The sequence below is a fragment of the Planktothrix sp. FACHB-1365 genome (assembly GCF_014697575.1).
Taxonomy (GTDB): domain Bacteria; phylum Cyanobacteriota; class Cyanobacteriia; order Cyanobacteriales; family Microcoleaceae; genus Planktothrix.
In genome coordinates this window covers 269019-277456 of record NZ_JACJSC010000004.1, presented here as the reverse complement: position 1 = coordinate 277456, position 8438 = coordinate 269019, and the positions used below count along the sequence as shown (strand labels likewise).

The 8438-nt window shown below is 37.4% G+C and carries 6 protein-coding genes and 1 pseudogene; 5 read left to right on the top strand and 2 right to left on the bottom strand.

The window, feature by feature from the left end; all coding sequences use genetic code 11:
- Positions 1–123 (bottom strand): annotated as a pseudogene (locus H6G57_RS28915) (ISAs1 family transposase); the annotation flags it as partial.
- A 301-nt stretch (positions 124–424) separates the two neighbouring features.
- Here H6G57_RS28915 and H6G57_RS08640 point away from each other — a divergent pair.
- Positions 425–1534, top strand: a complete 1110-nt coding sequence (locus H6G57_RS08640) for an S-(hydroxymethyl)glutathione dehydrogenase/class III alcohol dehydrogenase (RefSeq protein WP_190517653.1) — start codon at positions 425–427, stop codon at positions 1532–1534.
- A 134-nt stretch (positions 1535–1668) separates the two neighbouring features.
- On the opposite strand, the gene H6G57_RS08635 is transcribed toward H6G57_RS08640, so the two are convergent.
- On the bottom strand, positions 1669–2292 hold the full coding sequence (locus H6G57_RS08635) for a ribonuclease III domain-containing protein (RefSeq protein WP_190517651.1): 624 nt from the start codon (positions 2290–2292) through the stop codon (positions 1669–1671).
- Positions 2293–2451: 159 nt separating this feature from the next.
- Between H6G57_RS08635 and fghA the strand changes: the two genes are divergently transcribed.
- The 4 genes from fghA (at position 2452) to H6G57_RS08615 (ending at position 8297) form a co-directional block, all read left to right on the top strand.
- Positions 2452–3297: an S-formylglutathione hydrolase gene (fghA, locus tag H6G57_RS08630; RefSeq protein ID WP_190517702.1), complete on the top strand. Its 846-nt coding sequence runs from the start codon at positions 2452–2454 to the stop codon at positions 3295–3297.
- A gap of 35 nt (positions 3298–3332) precedes the next feature.
- Positions 3333–3503 carry a hypothetical protein gene (locus H6G57_RS08625; RefSeq protein ID WP_190517650.1) on the top strand — a complete coding sequence of 57 codons (171 nt, stop codon included), beginning with the start codon at positions 3333–3335 and terminating at the stop codon, positions 3501–3503.
- A gap of 166 nt (positions 3504–3669) precedes the next feature.
- Positions 3670–6444 (top strand): response regulator, encoded by a 2775-nt coding sequence (locus H6G57_RS08620; RefSeq protein ID WP_190517649.1) that lies wholly within the window; start codon positions 3670–3672, stop codon positions 6442–6444.
- The gene (locus tag H6G57_RS08615) at positions 6441–8297 is read left to right on the top strand and encodes a GGDEF domain-containing response regulator (protein WP_190517648.1); all 1857 of its coding nucleotides are present in this window, start codon (positions 6441–6443) and stop codon (positions 8295–8297) included. Before H6G57_RS08620 ends, H6G57_RS08615 begins: the two co-directional genes overlap by 4 nt.
- Positions 8298–8438: the final 141 nt, after the last annotated feature.

Sequence of the window (8438 nt, the reverse complement as noted above, 5' to 3'; positions counted from 1 at the left end):
TAAATTCCTCGACATTAGCCCCAATATGACTATTAATAATACTAGCCATATTGGATGCCTTGTTCCCTGAGCCTTCCGGTAATCCTTGACTTTTTTCAGTTTTTCTATTAAAGTTGTTAGCATCTTTATTTTAGAAAAAATAAGCGACCGCTCTTGATTTTATCAGGTAGCGATCGCTCTTTCTTTACTCTTTTCCCCCCGACTTTGAAACAGCCCTGCTTTTTAAGGGGGATTTAGGGGGATCTATTCTCGGCTATAATCAGGGGTTTCCGGCTTAAGTTAACACGCTTTGGGCTTGCTGTACCCCTACAGGTGGATTTGTGTGCATTTTTGAAGATTAATAATCATGATGATGATCAGGGTACAATCCATTTAGACTTGCTCTATAAAAGTGTTAAACTGCTAACTTTATCGAAGGTCAATTATGGACGTTAAAGCCGCCATTGCGTGGGAAGCTGGAAAACCTTTAAGTTTAGAAACGGTTCAACTTGAAGGCCCCCAAGAGGGAGAAGTCTTAGTAGAAATTAAAGCAACCGGAATTTGTCATACCGATGCTTATACCCTTTCCGGTGATGATCCTGAAGGGTTATTTCCGGCTATTTTAGGTCATGAAGGCGCCGGAATTGTTGTTGAAGTGGGTGCTGGCGTTAAAAGTCTGAAACCCGGAGATCATGTGATTCCTTTGTATATTCCCGAATGTCGTCAATGTGAATATTGTTTAAGTTTTAAAACCAATTTGTGTCAAGCCATTCGGGGCACTCAAGGCAAAGGTTTAATGCCGGATGGGAGTAGTCGTTTTTCTAAAAATGGTAAAATTATTCATCATTATATGGGAACGTCTACCTTTTCTAATTATACCGTTTTACCCGAAATTGCCTTAGCCAAAATTCGAGAAGATGCCCCTTTTGATAAGGTTTGTTATATTGGTTGTGGGGTAACAACGGGTCTGGGTGCTGTGATTAATACCGCTAAAGTTGAACCCGGTGCAAATGTGGTGGTTTTTGGCTTAGGGGGAATTGGATTAAATGTAATTCAAGGGGCAAAAATGGTGGGGGCTAATAAAATTATTGGTGTAGATATTAACCCCGCTAAAAAAGAAATTGCTGAAAAATTTGGTATGACCCATTTTGTTAATCCCAAGGAAATTGAAGGGGATTTAGTCTCTTATTTAGTTGAATTAACTCAAGGCGGCGCGGATTATAGTTTTGAATGTATTGGTAACGTTAAGGTGATGCGTCAAGCCTTAGAATGTTGTCATAAAGGTTGGGGGGTGAGTGTGATTATTGGGGTCGCAGGTGCGGGTCAAGAAATTAGTACCCGTCCGTTTCAATTAGTGACGGGAAGGGTTTGGAAAGGAACAGCATTTGGCGGTGCAAAAGGTCGGACGGATGTGCCTAAAATTGTGGATTGGTATATGGAAGGGAAAATTAATATTGATGATTTAATTACCCATGTTATGCCTGTTGAGCGAATTAATGAAGCGTTTGACTTAATGCACCAAGGAGAATCAATTCGGACTGTGGTAACATTTTAAACGGGATTTCGATGGGGAGCAAACAGAATAATAATAGTACCCAGTCAGCAAATTGTTGCTCCCATTAAATCCCATCTATTGATTGCATTCAGCTTGAAGTCAAAAGTATAAGTGAATATTAACAATTTGAAAAGTTATGAACAGAAAAGAGATGTTGATTTTGAGGATGAGTTTTGAGAAGGACAGGTTAAATGATTACAACCAAACCAGGGATAAAAATTAGCATCCCAGTCCGCAGCCGGGACAAACTCAACAAACAAATCCATTAAAATTTGATTAACGATTTCTGCCAAAAATTGATTCGCTAACCAATTATAGGTTTTTTCAAAATCTCGATCCCACTCTAAATAAACAGCACCGACCACCGCTTCAAATAGTTCCGCTAATATTTTTTCTTGTTCAAAGTCGGGTTTTAACGGATAATTTTTCCCCAAATCACTTCCCTGATCAAGATTGATTTTTATCGTTAATTGTGCTAAAATAGCAGGACTAACCAAATCACTTTTGAGGAGAATCCGGGTTGCTGATCCTAAATGGGAACAGTGCAGATATAAATAATCATCCACCATCTGACTAAATAAGTTAGAACCTAAACGATTAATTCCCAAATATTCTAAGGTTCTTGACTTTTGTTGTTCCAGGGTTAACTCTATGCTTTCTGCAATAGCATCAGGATGAGTTAAGGCAATTTCTAACAATTCTTGATGATGAAAAGCCTTGATTCCAAGTTGGTGTTTGACAAAATTTGAATTAATCATGATTCGAGAAAAATTTAAAGGTTAATTAAAAGTGATCTACAGGATATTAAAGAGAAGTTACGGAAAACCAGAGTTTGCTTTTCCGATTGATAAAATAAGTTTGGAATTATGCAGAGGGTTATGGTCAACCGCCAACCTCTACCTATTGGGAGTTTACAAATGATTGCTGTCCTGAACCCCATCAGTGAAAGTTTATGCTTTGGCGGTAAAGTAGGCTTCTATCGCCATTTTTCCGCAACTTGTGATAGCGAGATGGGATTTTCCGTCTATCAACCGCCCCAAGCTCAATCTCACCCTGTTCCCGTACTTTACTACCTTTCAGGGTTAACCTGTACGGAAGAAAACTTTATGATTAAAGCTGGTATCCAACGATTAGCTGCAAAATACGGCTTAATGGTGGTTGTACCCGATACCAGCCCCCGCAATACGGGAACCCCAGGGGAAGATGAGGACTGGGACTTAGGAACTGGGGCGGGATTTTATCTCGATGCGACGGTAGAACCCTGGAGTCGTCATTATCAAATGTACAGTTATGTAGTCAAGGAGTTACCCCAACTCATCGCCGAACAGTTTCCAGCTATTCCGAATAAACAAGGAATTTTCGGTCATTCTATGGGGGGACATGGGGCGCTGGTTTGTGCGTTACGCAACCCTGAACAATATTTATCCGTGTCTGCTTTTGCTCCCATTCTGGCGCCGATGCGTTGTCCTTGGGGTCAAAAAGCGTTTAAAGCTTATTTAGGAGCAAATTCAGAAGAGTGGCGCAATTATGACGCCAGTGAATTAGTCCAGCGAGGACAATTTAATCAGCCAATTTTAATTGATATTGGTACGGCTGATCCGTTTTTAACTGAACAATTATTACCCGAAGTCTTTGAAAGAGCTTGTGCAGCCGTTGGGCAGGTTTTAACCTTACGAATGCAGCCCGGATATGATCATAGTTATTATTTTATCGCTACCTTTATCGAGGATCATATTCGTCACCATGCAAGTTCATTAACTTAACTTTCTAAATTAAACCCGAAATAATATTAATACTCATGGCTAAAATTGAAGTATTAAAGAAAAAAGATAGAATACAGGGAAACAGAAACGATGAGATTAAAGAAAATAGAGCCGATAAAAAAAGATTTTACTGTTTAGGTTGGTTACATCAGCATGAGTTAATCACCGTGTTGGTGGGACTGCTGGCTACTGACTGTACCGTTTAAATCCTTCCTGACTCATCCGTTTGATTCCTCATTGTAACTTTTTAGACTAATAATTGCTGTTCAGCAAAGCTTTTGCTTTATGATCAAACTAAGAGTTTAACTTTGATCAAAAATTTTTACAAAAGTTAACAATTTTAAATAAAAATTAGTTTAAAAAATTCATTCAATGACTGTTTTATGGCTTAAACTACCTTTACGATGGGTACTAATAGTTCCCTTTATTGTACAACTTTTTACAACCGTGGGGCTGGTTGGGTGGATGTCCTTTCGTTCCAGCCAAGCTTCTGTAGAAGATGTTGTGAATCAAATGCACCGGGAAACTTCAGATCGAATTGAACAAAAATTGAATGAATTTTTAGAAGTTCCCCATCTAATTAATCAACTTAATTTAGATGCGATTAATAACGGTTATATTGATATTAATAATCCCCAACAGTTGTACCATCACTTTTGGCTACAAGTACAACGGTTTAAAACAATCAGTTTTGTATTTTTTGCTAGTGAAAAAAATGAATTTATCGGAAGTGGTAGATTTCATCAATCTCCTTTACTGATGATGAAAGCAGGTAAATCTACTCAAGGCGGGATTCAATTTTTTGAATTAGATGGTCAAGGAAAACCTAAAAAATTAGTTCGAGAAATGCCTAATTTTCCCATTCGTCAACGACCTTGGTACAAAGCAGCAATCACCAGTAATCATTCGATTTGGAGCTCGATTTTTACTTATCATGCTTATCCCGAAATCGCCTTATCTGCCAGTGTAATTGTGAAGGATAAACAAGGCAAAATTTTAGGCGTATTAGCAAGTAACGTATTTTTAAATCAATTGAGTGACTTTCTTAAAGATTTAAAAGTTAATAAATCTGGGCAGACTTTTATTATTGACCGTCAAGGATTAATTGTGGCAAGTTCCACCTTACCTCGACCTTTTTTAATTGATCAAAATGGCAAAACTCAACGAATTCAAGCTCTGAATAGCGCCGATCCTCTTTTACAAGCTTCCTGTGAATATTTGCTAAAAACATTTGACAATTTTAAAAGGATTAAAGCGGGATATCACTCTAATTTTATTTATCAAAAAGAACGACAATTTATCCAAGTTATTCCTTACTCAGATCAACGCGGATTAGATTGGTTAATTATTTTGGTTGTTCCCGAATCTAACTTTATGGAACGAATTCAAAAGAATAACTATCAAACTATTTTTCTATGCTTTTTCGCCTTATTTATGGCTCTAATTTTTGGATTTTTAACAACACGATGGATTATGAAACCGATTTTAGAATTAAATCAAGCCGCTCAAAAAATAGCCCAAGGGGAATTAGAACAAATTCAACAAGAAATTCACTCTCCAGGAATTTATGAGTTAGAAGTGTTATCCCAATCTTTTAATCAAATGGTATCTCAACTCAAAGATTCCTTTGAAACCCTGGAAGTTAAGGTCGAAGAACGAACAACGGAACTCAAACAAGCTAAAGAATCGGCGGAATTAGCCAACCGTGCTAAAAGTATATTTTTAGCCAATATGAGTCATGAATTAAGAACACCCTTACACGCCATTTTAGGCTTTACCCAATTAATGCTACGTCAGTCCGAGGCTGAGTCTAAACAATTAGAAAATTTAGAAATTATTAATCGTTCTGGCGAACATTTACTCAAGTTAATTAATGAAATTTTAGACTTAACCAAAATTGAATCAGGAAGAACAGTTTTAAACTTAAGTTCTTTTGATCTCTACGCTTGCTTAACGTCCTTAAATCAACTGTTTGAATTAAAAGCCAAATCTAAAGGAATAGAGCTTATTTTTGAATGGGATACAACCTTGCCTCAATATATTCAATCGGATGAAGGAAAACTTCGTCAAGTTTTAATTAATTTATTGGGAAACGCGATTAAATTTACATCCCAAGGACAAGTTATATTAAGAGCAAAAATTCAACCTCCTTTAGAACCAAACATTTTAGTGTTTGACTCTTCTTTGTGGGAGCAAAATGAATCCGAACAAACTTATTTATATTTTGAGATTGAAGATACGGGCCCTGGGATAGCACCGGAGGAACTTACTCAATTATTTGAAGCCTTTATCCAAACCGAAACGGGAAAAAAATCCCAACAAGGAACCGGATTAGGATTAACGATTAGTCAAAAATTTATTCGCTTGATGGGGGGAGAAATTCAAGTAGAAAGTAAGCTTAATCAAGGAACCTTATTTCGGTTTTATATTCATATTTATCCCGTTCATTTTTTGAATATAAAACCCTTAATTTCTACTAAACAGGTGATCGGAATCGAACCCAATCAACCCAATTATCGAATTTTAATTGTGGATGATCATCTAACAAATCGACAACTGTTACTTCACTTATTATCGCCTTTAGGGTTTGATCTGCGTGAAGCTGAAAATGGTCAAGAAGCTCTAGGAATTTGGAATCATTGGCAACCCCATTTAATCTTCATGGATATGCGAATGCCTGTGATGGATGGTTATGAAGCAACCAAACAGATTAAATCCCATTTAAAAGGTGAAGCAACGGTAATTATTGCCTTAACAGGAAGCGTTTTTGAAGAAGAACGGACTGTTGTTTTATCCGCAGGGTGCGATGATTTCGTCAGAAAACCTTGTCGAGAAGAACAACTTTTAGAAACCATTGGTCACCATTTAGGGGTACGGTACTTATATGCTCCTGAAATTGACTGTTCCGAGTCAGGTCTCAAAATCGACCCTCCTATTTTAACTCCCGATGCTTTGAAAATTATGTCTTCCGACTGGTTAATAGCCCTGCGCTACGGTGCAGCCGCCGCCGATGGGGAGCAGATTTTACAACTCCTGCAACAAATTCCCCCCTCCCATCGCCATATTGCTCAGTCTCTCATGGTACTGGTGAATAATTTTTCGTTTGATCAGATAATAGATTTAGCGCAAACAGCAACCCAGCAATGAATTATTCTTTCCATCGATCTTTTAAAGCAGATATTTTAATCGTAGATGACACCCTAGAAAATCTACGGCTTTTATCTACGACTTTAATGCAGCTAGGATATAAAGTTCGCGGGGTGATGACCGGACAAATGGCAATTATGGCAGTGCAAACCCTACCGCCGGATTTAATTCTCCTCGATATTAAAATGTCGGATATGGATGGGTATACGATTTGTCAACATCTCAAAAGCAATGAGCTATCTCGTGATATTCCGGTGATTTTTTTAAGTGCTCTCAATGAAGTCATTGATAAAGTTAAAGCCTTTGAAGTTGGGGGAGCCGATTATATTACTAAACCTTTTCAATTTGAAGAAGTGATTGCTCGGATTGAAAATCAAATGGCGTTACAAATGGCGAAGGCAGAAATTCGGCAATTAAATGAAGAATTAGAACAACGAGTTCAAGAACGAACTCAAGAATTAGAATCGGCAAATTTGCAATTAAAAACCTTAAACCAACGATTAGAACAAGAGATAACAGAACATCAAAAAACTCAAAAACGATTACTCCACATGGCTTCCCATGATGCCCTCACCAGTTTACCCAACCGGGTGTTATTTATGAATCGATTAATTCAAGCTTTACAACGAACAAAACAGGAACCGAATTATCAATTTGCGGTGTTATTTTTGGATTGCGATCGCTTTAAAGTGGTGAATGATTCTTTAGGACATTTTGCCGGAGATCGGTTATTAATTGCGATCGCACGTCGTCTTAAAACCCATTTAACCACTACAGATATGTTGGCTCGATTTGGGGGAGATGAATTCACAATTTTATTAGAAAATATTCAGGGTTCCGAGGAGGCCAGCCGTTTAGCTCAAAAAATCCAAACCTCCATGAGTTGGCCGTTTCAATTTGATGATCAAGAATTATTTATTAATGCCAGTATTGGAATTGTTGTCGGTGATCAAACCTATGAACAACCTGAACATTTGTTAAGAGATGCAGATATTGCCATGTATCAAGCTAAAGCTTTGGGAAAAGCTCGATATCAAATTTTTGATACTCAAATGCACTATCACGCCCAACAACGCTTAGAATTAGAAACCGATTTAAGACGGGCTTTACATCGTGAAGAATTTCTCTTATATTATCAACCCATTATTTCCTTAACAACGGGAAGAATTAATGGATTTGAAGCTTTAATCCGGTGGTATCATCCCCAAAAAGGGTTAGTTTCTCCGGGGGAATTTATTCCAGCAGCCGAAGAAACTGGATTAATTATTCCCATTGGGTTATGGGTGTTAAAAGAAGCGTGTCAACAGTTAAAAACGTGGCAAGATCAAGGTTTATTTAAAGATAAAATTAAAATGAGTGTCAATCTCTCTGTTAAACAATTTTCTCAAGTTAATTTAATTCAAAATATTGATAAAATTCTTTTAAGAACTCAGTTAAATAGCAGTTATTTAAAATTAGAAATCACCGAAAGTGCGATTATGGATCATCCTGAATCAGCAACGGAACTTTTACAACAACTCCGAGACCGAGATATTCAGTTAAGTATTGATGATTTTGGAACCGGATATTCATCCCTGAGTTATTTACATCGGTTTCCCCTGCATAATTTAAAAATTGATCGATCCTTTATTAAGCGAATTACTGAAACTCGTCAAAATTTAGAAATTATTCATGCGATTATTACCCTTGCTCATCATTTGAATATGACAATCACCGCCGAAGGAGTAGAAACCGAAGAACAGTTGTCCTTACTCAAAAATCTAGGATGTGAAGAAGGACAAGGTTATTATTTTTCTCCGCCAGTAGATGCTAATGCTGCTCAAGCCTTACTCCAGGATAATCCCCATTGGTAATAGAGATAAATGAATTCGTTAAAATTTATTGATTTTTATCAATCTTTTCCTACTTGTTCCCTGTTCCCTGCGAAGCACTGAGCTTGTCGAAGTGTTCCTTGTTCCCTATTCCCTGCTATAACTGTGTAATTCATACTGCGG